This is a genomic window from Streptomyces bambusae, assembly GCF_019400985.1.
GTDB classification, from domain to species: Bacteria; Actinomycetota; Actinomycetes; order Streptomycetales; family Streptomycetaceae; genus Streptomyces; species Streptomyces bambusae_A.
In genome coordinates this window covers 1-16,014 of sequence record NZ_WTFF01000168.1, presented here as the reverse complement: position 1 = coordinate 16,014, position 16,014 = coordinate 1, and the positions used below count along the sequence as shown (strand labels likewise).

General features: G+C 74.6%; 14 protein-coding genes. 6 read left to right on the top strand and 8 right to left on the bottom strand.

From position 1 onward, the window contains the following. Together GPJ59_RS22090 and amaP are read left to right on the top strand one after the other, a co-directional pair. The coding region (locus tag GPJ59_RS22090) for a DUF6286 domain-containing protein (RefSeq protein WP_219668971.1) at nt 1–532 on the top strand (532 nt) is incomplete at its 5' end. Between the two features lie 5 nt (nt 533–537). After that, a complete protein-coding gene (gene amaP, locus GPJ59_RS22085) occupies nt 538–1,092 on the top strand; it encodes an alkaline shock response membrane anchor protein AmaP (RefSeq protein WP_308120415.1) in 555 nt (184 codons plus the stop codon). A gap of 56 nt (nt 1,093–1,148) precedes the next feature. On the opposite strand, the gene GPJ59_RS22080 is transcribed toward amaP, so the two are convergent. The 7 genes from GPJ59_RS22080 to GPJ59_RS22050 all read right to left on the bottom strand — a co-directional run bounded on the left by GPJ59_RS22080 (nt 1,149) and on the right by GPJ59_RS22050 (nt 8,704). Next, the gene (locus tag GPJ59_RS22080; protein ID WP_219668969.1) at nt 1,149–1,736 is read right to left on the bottom strand and encodes a DUF4352 domain-containing protein; all 588 of its coding nucleotides are present in this window, start codon (nt 1,734–1,736) and stop codon (nt 1,149–1,151) included. Between the two features lie 246 nt (nt 1,737–1,982). Continuing rightward, nucleotides 1,983–2,738 carry an SDR family oxidoreductase gene (locus GPJ59_RS22075; RefSeq protein WP_219668968.1) on the bottom strand — a complete coding sequence of 252 codons (756 nt, stop codon included), beginning with the start codon at nt 2,736–2,738 and terminating at the stop codon, nt 1,983–1,985. Nucleotides 2,739–2,747: 9 nt separating this feature from the next. Beyond that, the gene (locus GPJ59_RS22070; protein WP_219668967.1) at nt 2,748–3,542 is read right to left on the bottom strand and encodes an SURF1 family cytochrome oxidase biogenesis protein; all 795 of its coding nucleotides are present in this window, start codon (nt 3,540–3,542) and stop codon (nt 2,748–2,750) included. Between the two features lie 105 nt (nt 3,543–3,647). After that, nucleotides 3,648–3,881: a hypothetical protein gene (locus tag GPJ59_RS22065; protein WP_219668966.1), complete on the bottom strand. Its 234-nt coding sequence runs from the start codon at nt 3,879–3,881 to the stop codon at nt 3,648–3,650. A gap of 158 nt (nt 3,882–4,039) precedes the next feature. Further along, nucleotides 4,040–5,014: a DEDDh family exonuclease gene (locus tag GPJ59_RS22060; RefSeq protein ID WP_219668965.1), complete on the bottom strand. Its 975-nt coding sequence runs from the start codon at nt 5,012–5,014 to the stop codon at nt 4,040–4,042. Between the two features lie 64 nt (nt 5,015–5,078). Then, nucleotides 5,079–7,922: an MXAN_6230/SCO0854 family RING domain-containing protein gene (locus tag GPJ59_RS22055; RefSeq protein WP_219668964.1), complete on the bottom strand. Its 2,844-nt coding sequence runs from the start codon at nt 7,920–7,922 to the stop codon at nt 5,079–5,081. A 143-nt stretch (nt 7,923–8,065) separates the two neighbouring features. Continuing rightward, nucleotides 8,066–8,704 carry a TetR/AcrR family transcriptional regulator gene (locus GPJ59_RS22050; RefSeq protein ID WP_219668963.1) on the bottom strand — a complete coding sequence of 213 codons (639 nt, stop codon included), beginning with the start codon at nt 8,702–8,704 and terminating at the stop codon, nt 8,066–8,068. 152 nt (nt 8,705–8,856) lie between these two features. Here GPJ59_RS22050 and GPJ59_RS22045 point away from each other — a divergent pair, with 152 nt between their 5' ends. The 4 genes from GPJ59_RS22045 (at nt 8,857) to GPJ59_RS22030 (ending at nt 13,124) form a co-directional block, all read left to right on the top strand. Then, nucleotides 8,857–9,666 carry an acetoacetate decarboxylase family protein gene (locus GPJ59_RS22045; RefSeq protein ID WP_219668962.1) on the top strand — a complete coding sequence of 270 codons (810 nt, stop codon included), beginning with the start codon at nt 8,857–8,859 and terminating at the stop codon, nt 9,664–9,666. Continuing rightward, nucleotides 9,666–10,550, top strand: coding sequence for an SDR family NAD(P)-dependent oxidoreductase (locus GPJ59_RS22040; protein WP_219668961.1), 885 nt, complete (start codon nt 9,666–9,668; stop codon nt 10,548–10,550). The genes GPJ59_RS22045 and GPJ59_RS22040 overlap by 1 nt, the downstream gene beginning before the upstream one ends. 100 nt (nt 10,551–10,650) lie before the next feature. After that, nucleotides 10,651–11,907 carry an amidohydrolase family protein gene (locus GPJ59_RS22035; protein ID WP_219668972.1) on the top strand — a complete coding sequence of 419 codons (1,257 nt, stop codon included), beginning with the start codon at nt 10,651–10,653 and terminating at the stop codon, nt 11,905–11,907. After that, nucleotides 11,904–13,124: an amidohydrolase family protein gene (locus GPJ59_RS22030; protein ID WP_219668960.1), complete on the top strand. Its 1,221-nt coding sequence runs from the start codon at nt 11,904–11,906 to the stop codon at nt 13,122–13,124. The genes GPJ59_RS22035 and GPJ59_RS22030 overlap by 4 nt, the downstream gene beginning before the upstream one ends. A gap of 24 nt (nt 13,125–13,148) precedes the next feature. Here GPJ59_RS22030 and GPJ59_RS22025 read toward each other — a convergent pair. After that, the coding region (locus tag GPJ59_RS22025) for an NACHT domain-containing protein (RefSeq protein ID WP_219668959.1) at nt 13,149–16,014 on the bottom strand (2,866 nt) is incomplete at its 5' end.

Below are 16,014 nucleotides of genomic sequence, written 5' to 3'. Positions count from 1 at the left end.
GTTGCGGTCCGCCCGGCGGGTGCCGGCCGCGTTCGTCGCCCTCGTGGTCCTCGCCGCGGCCGCCCTCTTCCTCTACGACCTCGCGGCCGTCCGCGCCGGCCGCCCCGGCATGCGCTGGCGCCGCGAACTCGCCCGCCAGCTGGACCGGCACACCCTCGCCGAAGCCGCCGTGCTCACCGGCGCGGCGGCCCTGGTCCTGGCCGGCGCCGCCCTCCTGCTGCTCGCCTTGGCTCCCGGCCGACGCGGCATGCTGATGATGGCCGGCGGGGCCGCCGACGTACGCGCCGGGATCGGCCGCAAGAGCGCGGCCCTGCTGCTGCGCGACCGGGCCATGGAGGTCCCCGGGGTGCAGTCGGTCCGGGTCACGGTCCACCACCGGTTCGTCGCGGTGCGGGCGGCCTCGCACTTCCGCGAGCTGGACGACGTACGCGCGGACCTGGAGGCGGTGCTCGCGGTGGGCCTGACGGAACTGGGCCTGGCCCACGACCTGCCGCCGCGGGTACGGGTCACCCGCCCGACCGGGAAGGGGTGAGGGGCGTGCTCGGAACGGCGAACCGGGTCCTGCTCGCGCTGGCCGGCCTGCTCGCGGCGGCGGCCGGCGCCGCGGTGCTCGCCGCGTCCTGGCCCTTCGCCGGGCGGGACGAGCCGCTGCTGAGCCGGGCCCGGCAGCGGGACCTGCACGCCGAGGGCTGGGTGTGGTGGGCCGAGGCCGCGGCCCTCGCCGCGTGCGTGCTGCTCGCGCTGTGGTGGCTGTCCGCCCAACTGCGCCGCTCCCGGCTGCCGGACGTCCTGGTGGACACCGGGGACGGCGCCTACGCGGTGCTGCGCGGGCGGGCGCTGGAGGAGGCGGTGGCCGCCGAGTGCGAGGCCCTGGACGGCGTGGCGCACTGCCGGGTCGCCCTGCACGGCCGGCGCGACGCCCCCGCCCTGCGCATCACCCTGCGGCTGGAGCCGTACGCCGTACCGGCCGACGTACTGGCCGGCCTCGCCGGCCCCGTCCTCGACCACGCCCGCACCTCGGCGGGCCTCCCCGAACTCCCCACGGAAGCCCGCCTCCTCCTCACCCCCCACCACGCCCCCCGCGTGACGTAGCCCGCGCGCCCGTCCGTGACCGGGCGGCGTCGTGGTCCGGCGCTCGGTCGGCGCCGCTACTTGATGTCCCACTGCCCTATCTGCGATGCGAAGCCGCTGTTCAGGCTGAAGTGGAGCAGGTTGACCTTCGAGTCCTTGGGGATCTCGAACACGATGTAGCCCAACGCCTTCCCGCCGGGCGCGATGGTCACGCTGCCGGGGAACTCGGGGCCGGCGGTGATGCCCATGGTCAGGGTGGAGGTGAACTGCTGGCCCTCGGCGTCGGCGACCTTGGCTCCGTTCGAGGGGCTGTCGTCGTAGGGGGCGGTGCCGGTGTTGACCAGTTCCAGCTGGGCGGCGACGAACCGGTTGCCGTCCTTCGGCTGTACGTACTCCTCCTTGGACGTGGCCGGATCGACCCACTTCTTGACGGTGACGGCGATCTTCTCGCCGTCGTTGTTGCCGGCGAGGGTGAGGGTGTCGCCGACGGCGGCCTTCTTCTGCGGCGCGGCGGAGGCGGCGGGCGTCGCGGGCGCGGAGTTGCTGCTCTGCGCCGGGGCCGGGGCCGCGTCAGGCTTGGTCTTGACGTCGGTGTCGGTGCAGCCGGTGAGGGTGAGCAGGGCGGCGGTGGCGAGGACCGTGGTGATGGCGTGATGTGTGCGCATCAAGCCATGCTCGTCCGTGTGAACTCACTGTGCAGGGCATGTGATCAAGCTGTGATCGTGCACGAAATCCGGACGACCGCACCGACACGACGCGTCGGCCCCGCCAGGTGACAGCGAGCGCGTCCGCAGCGCCGGACCGGCCTCCCGAGCCTTGCTGCACCGACACCGTGGACGGCTGCGGCGGCCGGGCGGCCGGTCCGTCGGCCCCGCGGCAGCCCCTCGACGTCGTACGGGCCCGGCCTCGGTTCAGAAGCCGTGTCGGGCGCCGCCGTCCACCGGGAGCATGACGCCCGTCAGGTACGAGGCGGCCGGTGAGAGGAGGAATGCCGCGGTGCGGCCGAACTCCTCCGGCGTCCCGTAGCGGCGCAGCGGGATGCGGGCCTCGTTGGCCGCGCGGGCGGCCTCCGCGTCGCCCGAGAGGGCGTCCAGCTCGCGCACCCGGTCGGTGTCGATCCGGGCCGGCAGCAGGCCGACCACCCGGATCCCGCGCGGGCCCAGCTCGTCGGACAGGGACTTCGCGAAGCCGGCCAGGCCCGGCCGCAGGCCGTTGGAGATGGTCAGGCCCGGGATGGGCTCGTGCACCGAGCCGGACAGTACGAAGCCGATGACCCCGCCCTCGCCGAGCTCGGCGGCCGCCGCGCGGGCCAGGCGCACCGCGCCCAGGAACACCGACTCGAACGCCGCCTGCCACTGCTCGTCCGTGTTGTCCGCGGCGAAGCCGGGCGCCGGGCCGCCCACGCTGACGAGGATGCCGTCGAAGCGCCCGAAGTGCTCGCGGGCGGCGGCGATCAGCCGCCCGGCGGCCTCCGGGTCGGCATTGTCGGCGGCCACCCCCACGGCCCCCGGGCCCAGCCCGGCCGCCGCGTCGGCGATCCGCCCGGCGTCCCGCCCGGTGAGGACGACCTTCGCGCCGTCGGCGGTCAGCTCGCGCGCGGTGGCCAGGCCCAGCCCGCGGCTGGCCCCGGTGACGACGTAGACACGGTCCTTCAGTCCAAGATCCATGGGCCCACGCTACGCGGTCGCGGGCTCGTTCTCCCCGGCGGCCGGGGCAGCGGCCGCCGCCTGCTCGCGGTCGCGCTTCTCCCGCCGTACGAGGACCACCCAGCCGACCGGCACACCGGCGGCGAACAGCCACCACTGGACCGCGTACGCCATGTGCGCCCCGATGGAGTCGTGGTCGGGCTCGCCGATGGGCTCCGGGCTGCCGTCCGCGGGCTCCGGAGCGGCCAGCTCCAGGTAGCCGCCGAGCACCGGCCGGCCCAGGGCCCGGGCCTGCTGCTCGCTGTTGATCAGCATCACCTGACGGTCCGGCAGACCGGCGCGGTCCTTGATGCCACTGCCGGCGCTGGTCTCGTCGGCCTTCAGCCGCCCGGTGACGGTCACCTCGCCGGCGGGCGGGGCCGGCACCTGCGGGTGGTCGCCGGGGGCGCCGCCGCCCGGCACCCAGCCGCGGTTGACCAGGACCACCCGGCCGTCGGCCAGCACCAGGGGGGTCAGGACATGGAAGCCGACCCGGTCGTCGGCGTTGGTCCGCATCCGCACCACGACCTCGTGGGCCGCGTCGAAGGTGCCGGTCGCGGTGACCGTACGCCAGAAGTCGGCCCTCGGGACCTCGTGGCCGGGGGAGGTGACGTCGGTCACCGGCACGGGCGCGGCGTCCAGGTTCGCCGCGATCAGCTCGTTCTGTGCGACCCGGCGCTCATGGCGGTGGAACTGCCAGAACCCCAGCTTGACCATCACGGGGATGAGGACGAGGGCGACGAGGGTGAGGCACACCCACTGCCGGGTCAGGACGAAGCGGTACACGCCTCGACGGTACCCCGGCGCGCCGGGGGCCCCGGCGGTGGGGGCACCTCCGCCGCCCGACGGGCTGTGGGGAGGGCGGCCCGCCGGGGCCCGGAGGGACGGATGTCAGACGCGGTCGACGATCCCCACCTTCCCCTCCGAGCGGGCGCAGTGCGCCCCGCAGTACCACTTGCCGTCGGCCTCGACGCCCTGCCCGATGATCTGGACCCGGCAGTGCTCACAGATGGGCGCCATGCGGTGAATGGCGCAGGAGAAGCAGTCGAAGACGTGCACCGCGCCCTGCGCGTGCACCTCGAAGGACATGCCGTAATCGTTTCCGCAGACCTCGCAACGAGCCATGCGCCGCATGCTCCGGAGCCGCGCCGACCGGGGCAAGGTCCACCGGGGTGAGTCGCCCGCCATGCACCCGCCCGGCGCAACGAAAGCGGACCGCATACGGACGGCATACGGGCCGCACGCAGACGGCACACGGGCGGCACACGGACCGCCGGGGCGGGTCAGTCCGCCGGGGCCACGTCCCGCAGCAGCTGGGTGAAGGCCGCCTCGTCGACGATCGGGGTGCCGTGCGCCTTGGCCTTGGCCGTCTTCGACGTCGCCGAGTCCGGGTCGTTGGTCACCAGCAGGCTGGTGAGCCGCGACACACTCGTGGCCACGTGCAGGCCCGCCTCGATCGCCCGGTCCTCCAGCAGCTCGCGCTCCACCGACGTGTCACCCGAGAAGGCGACCCGCATGCCCTGCTTGAGCGGCCGGCCGTCCTCGAAGCGGCCCGGGTTCGGATAGGGGCACGGCGGCCGCTTGCGCGACGGGCGCCAGCTGCTGGACCGGTAGGAGGCCTGGTACCCGATCCGCGGGGTCGCCGCCGAGTCCGACCACTCGGTCAGCGGCCGGCACTCCAGCAGCGGAAGCCGTACGCCGTCCCGCGCGGCGGCGTGCAGCGACGGGCGGAACGCCTCCGCCAGCACCCGGGCGTCGTCGAGCGCGTGGTGGGCGCGCTGCTGTACGACGCCGAAGTGCGCGGCCAGCGACTCCAGCTTGTGGTTGGGCAGCGGAAGACCGAGCTCCTTCGACAGGGCGATGGTGCACAGCCGCTGACGGACCGGCGCCGCGCTCTCGGCCCGGGCGTACTCGCGGGCGATCATCTGCCAGTCGAAGATGGCGTTGTGCGCGACGAGCACGCGGTCCGCGAGTCGGTCGGCGAACTCGTCGGCGATGTCCTTGAAGAGCGGCGCGTCCGCCAGCACCTCGCTCGTCAGGCCGTGGATCCAGACCGGACCCGGGTCGCGCAGCGGGTTGACCAGCGTGTACCAGTGGTCCTCCACATTGCCCTGCGCGTCGAGCCGGTAGACGGCGGCGGAGACTATCCGGTCGTCGCGAGCGAGTCCGGTGGTCTCCACGTCGACGACCGCGTACCCCTGGGGGTACGCGGTCGGCCACGTCGTCTCTGCGGTCCTACGGTCGTCGAGCATGGTCACAGAGGATACGGGCCCGCACCGACACCCCGCTGCCCGCTCGGCACAGCCCGCTGCCCGCCCGGCCTCACCCGAGCTCGGCCACCAGGTCCCCGCCGGTGACCCGGGTGAGGTCCGCGGCGGCGTCCGCGGGCCCCGGGAACAACCGGTACGAGGTGCCCGACGCCCGCTCCGGCGCCACGTCGGCCCGTACCGCCGCCAGGAACACCCGCCTGCCGGCCGCCACTTCGGCCGCCGCCGCGCCGGCGTCCCGGTACGGCCGCCGCTCGTCCGGAGCCTGCCCCGCGGCGATCCGGACGGCGAAGTCCGCGGCCTGCTCGGCGGGCCGCCGCCGGTACACGCACAGCTCTTCGTGCCCGCACGGCTCGTCGTGCCCGCTCAGCTCGTCGGGCACCCGCAGCTCGTCGTGCCCGCCCAGCTCGTCGTGCACCCGCAGCTCGTCGTGCCGCTGCGGGGGCACGGCCGCCCGGCGCACCACGAGCACCTCCCCGGTCCGGGCGGCCGCCCGCCACACCGCGAGGTCCCACAGGGTGGCGCGGGTGCCGGAGCCGAACTGCTCCCACAGGTCGCGGGCCACTTCGCCGAGCCGCCCGCCGTGCGAGCGCACGCTCTGGAAACCGCCGCTGGGCGGGAGGTGGACGTCGGTCCACAGGGCCCGCCGGGCGGCCAGGTCCACCACCATCGGCAGGCACGCCCGGGACTCGCCGGCGAGGTCGAAGCGCTGGCGGACGGTCCGCGGGTCGTACGTGGCGTCGCGCGGCCCGTCGGCGGGCAGCGCCATGAACCCGGCGAAGGCGTCCGGCAGCCGGTCGAAGGGCACGTTGTTGAAGCTGAACACCAGCGGGACCGCGTAGACGTCGCCGTGGGCGGCCAGCCGGGCCAGGTCCAGGTCCACGTACTCGGTGGCCCCGTCCGGCGCGGGGGCGGAGGTGAGGTCGCCGGAATGGACGGCCGCGCGGTCCGGGCCGTGCGTGAGCTGCGTGTAGTCGCACAGGCCGGTGCAGCGCCACGCGGCGTCGAAGAAGGCGACCGACAGGTCCAGGTCGGTCCGGTCGCCCTGCGGCTCCGTCCAGTGCAGGAACAGCCGCAGCACCTCGCCCTCGGGCAGGGTCAGGGTGCTGCCGCGGGGCACGGCCACCAGGGAGGCGGCCGAGGCGCGCTCGGCGAAAGGCACGGCGAGGTCCGCCAGGCCCGCGTCGAGCACGGCGAGTTCGTACGGCTCCCGCTCCGCGCCGGCCGCCGCGAACCGGCGCAGCACCTCCGCCTCCAGCAGCGCCACGGTGGCCCCGGCCAGCGCCGCGGACAGCGGCGGGCGCTGCTCGGGCACCGACGTGGCTTGGGCCACCTGGCCGCGCGGGAAGAACACCCGGCGGCGCCCGACGCGGTCCTCGGACCGCATCCGCAGCGCGCCGAGCGCCGACAGCAGCGGCCCGGGACCCACCGAGGGCAGTCCGCGCAGCAGCGCCTTCTGCAGCCCGGGGGCCGGCTCCGCGGCCCCGTCGCCGTGCAGCCTCAGCAAGTGGTCCAAGCGGCGGACCAGTTCGCCCGGCCGCCGGCCCGCGAGGTCCACGGCCGCCGCGAGGTCACCCGCGGCCAGGGCCTGCTCCAGCTGCCCGGCCCAGGTCGCGGGCCGGATCCGGCCGCCCTCGGCCCGGACGGCGTCCGGGTGCGCGGCGGCGGTCTCCAGCAGGGCGTCGCCGAGCGCGGTACCGGCGCGGACCGGTGTCCTGCGCAGTACGGCGAAGGCCAGGGCCGCCCGGGGGTGGCGGGCATGCCGCTCGAACGGGTGCAGGGTCTCGGCCGCCCGCTTCCACGCGGTCGGGTGCCGCAGCAGGTCCTCGACGAGGAAGCCGGTGGGCAAGGAGTCCAGCACACCGAGGAGTTCACGGCGCAGCGGCCGCGCCAGGCTCGTGAAACGGGGCAGCGGCAGCAGCCCCGGGTCCCCGCCGGACAGGACGGCCAGGACCCGCAGCACGTCCGTGGCGGTGTCCAGCCGCTCGCCAGGCAGCGACCGTACGGCCTCCTCGGCGCCCGCCGGCGCCGAGGCCAGCAGGGTGGCGACGACCAGCGCCTTGGTCTCCCGTACCGGGATCTGCGCGGGCAGCAGCCCGCGGCCGGCCGGGGTCAGCGGCAGCAGGGTCAGCAGGTCCTCGCGGTCCTGCGGGGACAGCGGCGTACGGCGCCCCAGCAGCGCGTCGACCACCGGGGTGGCGTCGGCGGCCCGGGTGGTGCCCAGGTGCAGCAGCCGCAGCGGCCCGCCGGCGGTCGCCTTGGCCGCGCCGTCCGCGGGCCCGTTCGCCGCAGCCGGGCGCAGGAAGGGGTCGCCCGGGCCGATCCGGCGGTGGCAGACGGGGCAGCCGGCGTAGTCGGAGCCGTCCCAGCACAGTCGGCACACCAGGTGGGCGCAGGGCGAGACGGGCAGGACGGTGCCGCTCTCCCCGCACAGCACGCACGGCTGCTCCGGCTCCTGGAGCAGATGGGAGAAGACCCGGTCCACGTACAGCCGCTCGGTGTCGCGCAGGACGTTCCACGGGAAGCGCCGGAAGAGCAGGGTGTGCGTCCGGTCCGCGCCGAGCAGCTCGTCGGCCAGTCCCACCAGGCGGGTGCGGACGGCCGGCAGCCGGTCGGCGGGCAGCGCGGCCAGTGCCGCGTGCAGCGCGGGGGAGAGGGTGTACCCGCGTTCGAGCAGCTCGGCCTCCACCCTGCGCACGGCCGTCGGCGGGCCGGGCCGGTGCCCGTGCGCGGCCGCCCGGTCGACGTGGACGGTATCGGCACAGACCGGGTCGGCACAGACCGGGTCGGCACAGACCGGGTCGGCACGGACCGGGTCGACGCGGACGGCGTCGGCACAGCCCGGGTCGACGTAGACGGTCTGGATCCGGCGCAGCAGTACGGAATCGGTCGCGTGCATCGTGAGGTCCCCCTGAACAGGCAGAACGGGGGCGGAGAGTGGGCGCGCGGGGCTTTTTGCAAAAAAGAGTGAGAAGGATGCACGCCGGGGAGCCGCCCCCGTGCCCCCGATCCCATCACGGCGGCCCGGCGCCGCCAAGCGGATTACCCCGCGGGCGCCAGCAAGGACCGCACCAGGGCCCGTACGGACAGCAGGAACAGCCGCTCGGGGTCGGCGGGCCGGGTCAGTGCGTGGGTCAGGGCCGGGTCGTCGGGGGCGGCGGCGCCCGCTGCTGCCGGGTCGTCCCAGAGTTCGGTCTCGGCCGGGGACTGGGCGGGGGAGCGCTCCCGGTTCCGCTCGACCAGGACGAAGCCGACGACCTGGAACTGCACCGCCCGCACGGCGTCGGCCGCCCGCGCCCCGCGCAGGCCCGCCGCGTGGACCTCGTGCACGAGGGCCTGCTGGGCGGGCAGGAACATCCGCTCGGTGAGGCCGCGTTCGTGGACCATGGCGATCAGGTGCGGCCGGGCGCGCAGTTCGCGGCGCAGGCCCCGGGCCACCGAGACGATGCGCTCGGCGGGGGTGCGGCCGACGGGCCGGACGGCCCCCATGTCCTGCACGGTGCGCTCGACGAGGGCGTCGAGGAGCTGCTCGCGGTTGCCGACGTGCCAGTAGATCGAGGTGACGGCCGTGCCGAGCTCGGCGGCGAGCTTGCGCATGGTCAGGGCGTCCGGGCCGTGCTGCCTGACCAGGCCGGCGGCGGCCGCCAGCACCTCCTCGCGGGTGAGGGAGCTCCTCGCCATCGCCTGCCCTCTCTCCCCGAGCCGTCGACCGTCCGACCGTCCGACCGTCCAACGGTCCGACGGTCCGTCAGTTTGGCCCGTGCAGCCCTCTTCACCCTTCATCGGGCTCGGTGTAACTCTGTTACAGAACCTTCGACGAAGGGTGCACACCCATGGCACGCGTACGGTACGGAGCGCGCACCGAGGCCGAGATCGCCGCGTCGCGCGAGAAGAGTGCAAAGCTGCCCGACATCTGGTCCACCGGCGTGGTGGCCGTCTGGGAGACCGACCCCGACGTGGTGGCGGCCGTCCTCCCGCCGCCCCTCAAGCCCGGCGGTCGTCCCCTCGTCCGGGCCAACATCAGCAAGGTCGACCTCCCCGGCTACCCCCTCGGTGCCGGCTCGGTCGCCGTGGCCGCCCGGCACGACGGCGTCGAGGGCTGGTACCCGCTGGTCATGCCGATGACCCACGAGCGGGCACTGACCGGCGGCCGCGAGGTCTTCGGCGAGCCGAAGAAGCTCGGCGAGGTCACCGTCGAGCGCGACGGCCTGGTCGTACGGGCCGCCCTCGCCCGGCACGGCATCGCCTTCGTGGAGGTGCGCGGGGCGGTCGGCGGCGCCCTGCCGCTGCCGGAGCCCACCCGCAGGACCGACTTCTACTTCAAGTTCCTGCCCGCCGTGGACGGCTCGGGCTTCGACGCCGACCCGGTGCTCGTGCACTGCACCCGCAACGAGAAGGTCCGCAGGCTGGAGAGCGTCACCGGGGACGTCGTCCTGCGCGAGTCCATGTACGACCCCGTCGCCGACCTGCCCGTACGCCGCCTCGTCGGGATCACCATCGGCGAGAAGACCACCGACCAGCAGGGCCGCGTGGTCGAGCGGGTCAGCGCCCGGGCCCTGCTGCCCTACCTCCACCAGCGCTACGACGACCCGCAGCAGGCCTTCGACGGCCCGCCCCCGGCAAGCACCGAGGGGAGGGCGTGATGCGGCTCGAAGCCGGCCAGACCGCCGTCGTCACCGGGGCCGCGAGCGGCATCGGCCTCGCCATGGCCCGCCGCTTCGCCGCCGAGGGCCTCCGGGTCGTCCTCGGCGACGTCGAGGAGGGCGCCCTGCGCAAGGCCGCCGAGGAGCTCACCGCCGAGGGCGCCGAGGTGCTCGCCCGCACCGTCGACGTGAGCGAGCGCGATTCCGTCATCGCCCTCGCCGACGCCGCGTACGACGCCTTCGGCGCGGTCCACGTGCTGTGCAACAACGCCGGGGTCGGCTCCGGCGCCGAGGGGCGCATGTGGGAGCACGAACCCAATGACTGGGCATGGGCGTTCTCCGTCAACGTCTGGGGCGTCTTCCACGGCATCCAGGCCTTCGTCCCCCGCATGCTCGCGGGCGGCGCCCCCGGCCACGTCGTCAACACCTCCTCCGGCGACGGCGGCATCGCCCCGCTGCCCACCGCCTCCGTCTACGCCGTGACCAAGGCCGCCGTGGTCACCATGACCGAGTCGCTGTACGCCCACCTCAAGGCCGAGGGCGCGGCCGTCGGCGCCTCCGTCCTCTTCCCCGGACCGCACATGCTGCGCACCGGCCTGTGGGAGTCGCACCGCAACCGGCCCGAGCGCTACGCCAAACAGCGCCCGCGCAAGAGCCCGTACCGCACCCTCGACCAGTACGAGGCGGCCATGCGCGCGGCCGGCCAGGAGGTGCGCTTCACCCCGGTCGAGGAGGTTGCCGAGCACGTGGTCGACGGCATCCGCGCCGACCGCTTCTGGATGCTGCCGGCCGGCGAGCACAGCGACCGCCAGATCCGCGCCCGGTCGCAGTCCATGCTCGACCGCGCCAACCCCGCCTACCTGGAACGCTTCATCCTCGACTGAGGAGCCCGACGTGACCGAGAGCGCCCACACAGACCACACAGACCACACAGACCACACAGAGCACGCAGACCACGCAGACCACGAGAAGCCGTACCTCGTCATCTCCTCCGACTGCCACGCCGGCCTGCCCACCGAGCGGTACCGCCCCTACCTCGACTCCCGCTTCCACCGCGCCTTCGACGAGTTCCTCGGCCAGCGCGACGCCCGCCGCGAGGAGGCCACCCGGCTCGGCATCCGCAACGAGGCCTTCGCCGCCAAGTGGTTCCACGACAACGAGGAAGGCCTCAAGGGCGGCTGGGACACCGCCCAGCGCCTGAAGGAGCTCGACGGCGACGGGGTGGCCGCCGAGGTGGTCTTCCCCGACGCCGACGCCGTGGACAGCCAGACCGCCGCCCCCTTCGGCGTCGGCCTCGGCCTCTCCGGCGACCAGGACCCCGAGCTCGGCATGGCCGGCGCGCAGGCCCACAACCGCTGGCTCGCCGAGTTCGTCTCCGAGCACCCCGAGCGGCACTGCGGCGTCGCCCTGCTGCCCGTCACCGCCGAGCCGGACAAGGTCGTCGCCGAGATCCACCGGGCCAAGGAGTCCGGCCTCGGCGCCCTGATGATCCCGTCCATGTGGGTCGACAAGGCCCCGTACCACGACCGCCGCTACGACCCCGTCTGGGCGGCCGCCGCCGAGACTGCGATGCCGGTCGTCACCCACTCCGGGGCCGCGCCGCGCCACGAGTACGGCGACCACCTGGGCATCTACGTCTCCGAGGTCACCTGGTGGCCGGCCCGGCCGCTGTGGTTCCTGCTCTGGTCGGGCGCCTTCGAGCGGCACCCCGGGCTGAAGTTCGGCGTCGCCGAGTCCGGCTGCTGGTGGCTGCCCAACCAGCTGTGGTTCATGGACCGGCTCTACCTCGGCGCGCACGGCGGCAAGAAGCTGTCGCCCTTCGCGGAGCTCAAGCGGCCGCCGAGCGAGTACCTCGACCGCCAGGTCTTCGTCTGCGCCACCAACACCAAGCGCCGCGAACTCGCCCAGCGCTACGAGATCGGCGTCGACAACATCCTGTGGGGCTCGGACTTCCCGCACCCCGAGGGGACATGGCCCAACACCCGCACGTGGCTGCGCAGCACCTTCCACGACATCCCGGTCGCGGAGACCCGCCACATGCTGGGCCTGGCCGCGGCCGAGGTCTTCGGCTTCGACAACGCGAAACTGGCCCCGCTGGCCCGGCGTATCGGGCCCACCCCGGCGGAGCTGGGCCAGTCGCCCGACCAGACCGCGGTCGAGGCCTCGTGGTCCCGCTCGCGCGAGACGGGCCGGCACTGGCTGACGGGCGGCGACTTCCCGGTCCTGGGGGTGCACCCGTGAACGGGGACCGCTACACGGTGATCTCGGCCGACTGCCACGCGGGCGCCGACCTGCTCGACTACAGGCCGTACCTGGAGAGGAAGCACCACGACGCGTTCGACGCCTGGGCGGCCGCGTACGTCAACCCGTACGAGGACCTCCTCGCCGACACCGCCGACCGCAACTGGAACTCCGCGCGCCGACTGGCCGAACTGGAGGCGGACGGGATCGTCGCGGAGGTGGTCTTCCCCAACACCATCCCGCCGTTCTTCCCCAGCGCCTCCCTGATGGCGCAGCCGCCCACCCGCGCCGAGTACGAGCAGCGCTGGGCCGGGCTCCAGGCGCACAACCGCTGGCTCGCCGACTTCTGCGCGGACGCACCCGGCCGGCGGGCCGGCGTCGCCCAGATCCTCCTGAACGACGTGGACGCGGCGGTCGCGGAGATCCGCCGCACCCGCGAGGCGGGCCTGACCGGCGGCATCCTGCTGCCGGGCGTCCCCCCGGGCTCGGCCGTCCCCGAGCTGTACGCGGACGTGTACGACCCGATCTGGGCGGTCTGCGCCGAGCTGGACGTCCCGGTCAACCACCACGGCGGCTCGGCGTCGCCGCCGCTGGGGCCGGAACCGGCGGCCCGGGCGGTCTTCATGGTGGAGACCACCTGGTTCTCGCACCGGGCCCTGTGGCACCTGATCTTCGGCGGCGCCTTCCGCCGCCACCCGGACCTGAAGCTGGTGCTGACCGAACAGGGCTCCGGCTGGATCCCGGGCGTGCTCGACATGCTGGACTACTACCACGGCCGACTGGTGGCGGCTGCCTCCACCGCCGAGTCCAAGTTCGGTGCGGGGCTCGCCGACTCCATGGGCAAGGGCCCGAGCGAGGTCTGGCGGGACAACTGCTTCGTGGGCGCGAGCTTCATGCGCCCCCACGAGGTGCCGCTGCGCGAGCGGATCGGCCTCGACAAGATCATGTGGGGCAGTGACTACCCCCACGACGAGGGGACCACGCCCTTTTCCCGCGAGGGCCTGCGCATCGCCTACGCCGGCCTGCCGCGGGAGGAGGTCGCGGCGATGGCCGGCGGCAACGCGGCCCGCGTCTACGGCTTCGACCTGGCGCTGCTGGACGCGCTCGCGGCGAAGCACGGCCCGCTGGTCGCGGAGATCGCCGAGCCCCTGACGGAGGTCCCGCCCGAGGCCACCAGCCCGGCCTTCGCCCGAGGGGGCTCGGTCCGGGTCTGGTGACCATGCCGGCTCCCGCCGGGCCGATCACCAGGGGCTCAGCCAGGTGATCCGCTCGGGCGGGATCCGGTCCAGGCCGGCGACCTGGGCCCCCCGGTGGAGCTCGATCGTCAGCCGGTCCAGGTCGGCGAGCGGGGCCAGGTCGTGGGTCGTACGGCCGGTCAGCACCAGACGGCGCAGCTCAGGGAGCTCGCGGAGCGCGGCAAGGCCCTTCGGGCAGTGGCAGTTGCCCAGGTTCAGCATGGTCGTCCGCGGCTGGCCGAGCAGCACCGCGGGATCGAGGTCCGGCTGTTCCAGCACGTTGAGCGTGTCCAGCCGGGGGAGCTCCGGCAGTGCCGCCAGCCCGTTCAGGTGCTGGGGTCCGCTGACGCTCAGCCACTTCAGCTCCGGCCAGGGCGCAAGGGAATCGAGCCGGACCCCGGGGTGGATCAGTGCGAGCCCCCGGAGGGTCTGCGGGACCGGCAGCTCGGAGACGCGCTCCACGCCGGGCGGCGTGTTGAGCGTCAGCCAGGCGAGTGCGGGCATCTCGGCCAGGGGCGCGAGGTCCAGCCCGGCGGGCAGGTCCGTCAGCACCAGGGTTTCGAGCCGGGGGAGGGCCGTGAGCGGTCCCAGCCCGGCCAGTTCCCGGCAGTCGTAGAGGCCCAGGTAGTCGAGCTCCTCGTGCACCGCCAGCGTGCCGAGGTCCCTCAGCCCGTTGCGGTACAGCACCAGGCTCTTCAGGTGCAGGTCGGCCAGGTGGGCCGGGAGATCGTCGGCCCCGCTGATGTGCAGGCTCTCCACGTTCCGCAGCCCGGCGAGGGCGGCCACCTGCTCGGGAGTTCGGACCATGACCATGGTCCGGCCGAGAGTGGCGTCGGCCAGCACCTCGTCGACGAACGGGACGGCGTCGAATCTGTGCCAGCTGTCGACGAGCTGCCGCTGCACGGCCGGCCGGCCGTCCGGGCGGAAGCGGGCGATCACCCCCAGCGCCCGCACGCCGCCGACCAACGCCGCCGTCCGTACGCACGCGGCGGCCTCGTCCCCGGCCAGCCCCTCCGGCCCCGGCAGCAGCTCCAGCACCAGCTCTCCGGCCTTGGCCAGCTCCTCCGCCTGCTCCGGCGTGCGCGGCGGCAGCAGTTCGGCCGTGCGGGACTGGATCTCCCGGCGGAGGGCCGGGTCCAGCTCCGGGGCGTGTTCCAGGCAGGCCGCGGCCAGCAGGGCCAGGCGGCTGCGGGCGGACTTGACCTTGTCCGCGCGCTTGAGCAGCCCCCGCAGGATGCGGGTCCGCTCGTCCGGGCGGGCGTGGCCCACCGCCATGCGGACCACGTCGTCCCACGTGTCGTCCTGCGCGTTCTTCACCAGGACGCCGAAGTCCCGCGACTCCACCGCCGCCTTCGCGCCCAGGTAGTCCTGGAAGGTCCGGTGGACGAAGTCCACCGCGCCCGGCACCGGCTCGCGCAGCAGCCCGCTGCGGATCAGCAGGTGCGCGAACACCTGTTCCGCATCCGCCTGCTCGCGGACCTGCGGCATGCCCTCCAGCCACTCCTCCACCAGCTCGACGGCCTCGTCCCGGCCCGCCTCGACCTGACCGTTCCGGATGAGCCAGTACGCGAACCGCTGGAGCAGCAGGATCTGCTCGTCCCGGGTGAGGTAGACCCCCTCGACCCCGGCGATCTCCCGCTCGGTGTCCCGGCGGACCAGCAGCATGTCGAGCGCGGCGTCGTACAGCTCCTTGCGGGCCCGGGGGAGTTGCATCCGCCGGTCCCGGTTCAGGGCGCACAGCAGGGCGCACATCAGCGGGTTCGTCGCGAGCCGGCCCAGGTCCCGGCGGGCCGAGACGGCCTCCAGCAGGGCGGTCTCGTACGCGTCGAGGTCCTCCCCGGCCGGTCCGGCCTCCGCGCGCGCCGCCGTGTGCCAGTGCGCGATGAACGCCCCCACGTCCTCGCGCTCCATCGGCAGCAGCGCGTGCGGTACGAACCCCTGCCCGGCGAGCCAGTCCTCGGGGACCGCGGACGGCCGGGTGGTCACCACGTACCGGGCCTGGGGGAAGGCCGAGACCAGGGACCGCAGCCAGTTCTCCGTCCGGGTGCGCAAGCGCTGCGGGACCTCGTCCACGCCGTCCACCAGGACCAGGGCCCGGCCGCTGAGCATCAGCTCCTCCACCCAGCCGGCCGGCGCCGACAGCGGCACACCCGAGGCCCTGAGGAACGCCTCCGGCATCGGCAGGCCGTCCGCCGTGGTGAACGCGCGCAGCCGCAGGACGAACGGTACGCAGGTGCTCCACGGCCCGCCCGCCTGCCGGGCCGCGTTGACGGCGAGCCACTGCAGCAGGGTGCTCTTGCCCGAGCCGGCCGGGCCGCGCAGCAGCACCCGGTCCGCCGCCCCGAGGGCCTGTTCGGCCTTGACGGCGGTCCGGTGCACCCCCTGCTCGCCCGGCATCGCGGTGAGCTGTTCGCCGCTCACCGCGAGGCTGATGTAGGCGAGGTCCAGCGGCCATTCCTCCCGTCGCCGGCCGGTGGTCAGGCCGAAGAGCTGGAGCCGTCCGTGGGTCTCGGCGACGTACGTGGCGTACCGCTCCTCGAAGGCGTACGCCGCCCCGTCGGCCCGGTCCGCCAGCCGGTCCACGGCACGCTGCAACTGCCCCGTCCTGCGGACGAGTTCCACATCGGCGCGGGCGCCGAACCCCGGCAGGGTCGTCAGGTACTCGACGGTGTGGACGCACGCCAGCCGGATCAGGTCCCGGCACACGGCTTCGGCCGCCGCGCTCAGCCCGGCGGCCGGCGGCACGGGCAGTGTCGCCGCCAGGGCCTGCGGGTCCAGGTCGGCGGCGAACAGGGCGTCCGCGCCCACCGGCCCCGGTCCGGCGAAGGCCTCGGCGACCGCGTCCAGCGCCGCCAGGCGCTCGTGCTCCGGC

Coding starts and splice junctions, on each gene's coding strand:
- GPJ59_RS22045 (WP_219668962.1), top strand. CDS start 8,857: ATGGCACGCGTACGGTACGGAGCGCGCACCGAGGCCGAGATCGCCGCG.
- GPJ59_RS22040 (WP_219668961.1), top strand. CDS start 9,666: ATGCGGCTCGAAGCCGGCCAGACCGCCGTCGTCACCGGGGCCGCGAGC.
- GPJ59_RS22075 (WP_219668968.1), bottom strand. CDS start 2,738: ATGGATCTTGGACTGAAGGACCGTGTCTACGTCGTCACCGGGGCCAGC.
- GPJ59_RS22065 (WP_219668966.1), bottom strand. CDS start 3,881: ATGGCTCGTTGCGAGGTCTGCGGAAACGATTACGGCATGTCCTTCGAG.
- GPJ59_RS22055 (WP_219668964.1), bottom strand. CDS start 7,922: ATGCACGCGACCGATTCCGTACTGCTGCGCCGGATCCAGACCGTCTAC.
- GPJ59_RS22050 (WP_219668963.1), bottom strand. CDS start 8,704: ATGGCGAGGAGCTCCCTCACCCGCGAGGAGGTGCTGGCGGCCGCCGCC.
- GPJ59_RS22080 (WP_219668969.1), bottom strand. CDS start 1,736: ATGCGCACACATCACGCCATCACCACGGTCCTCGCCACCGCCGCCCTG.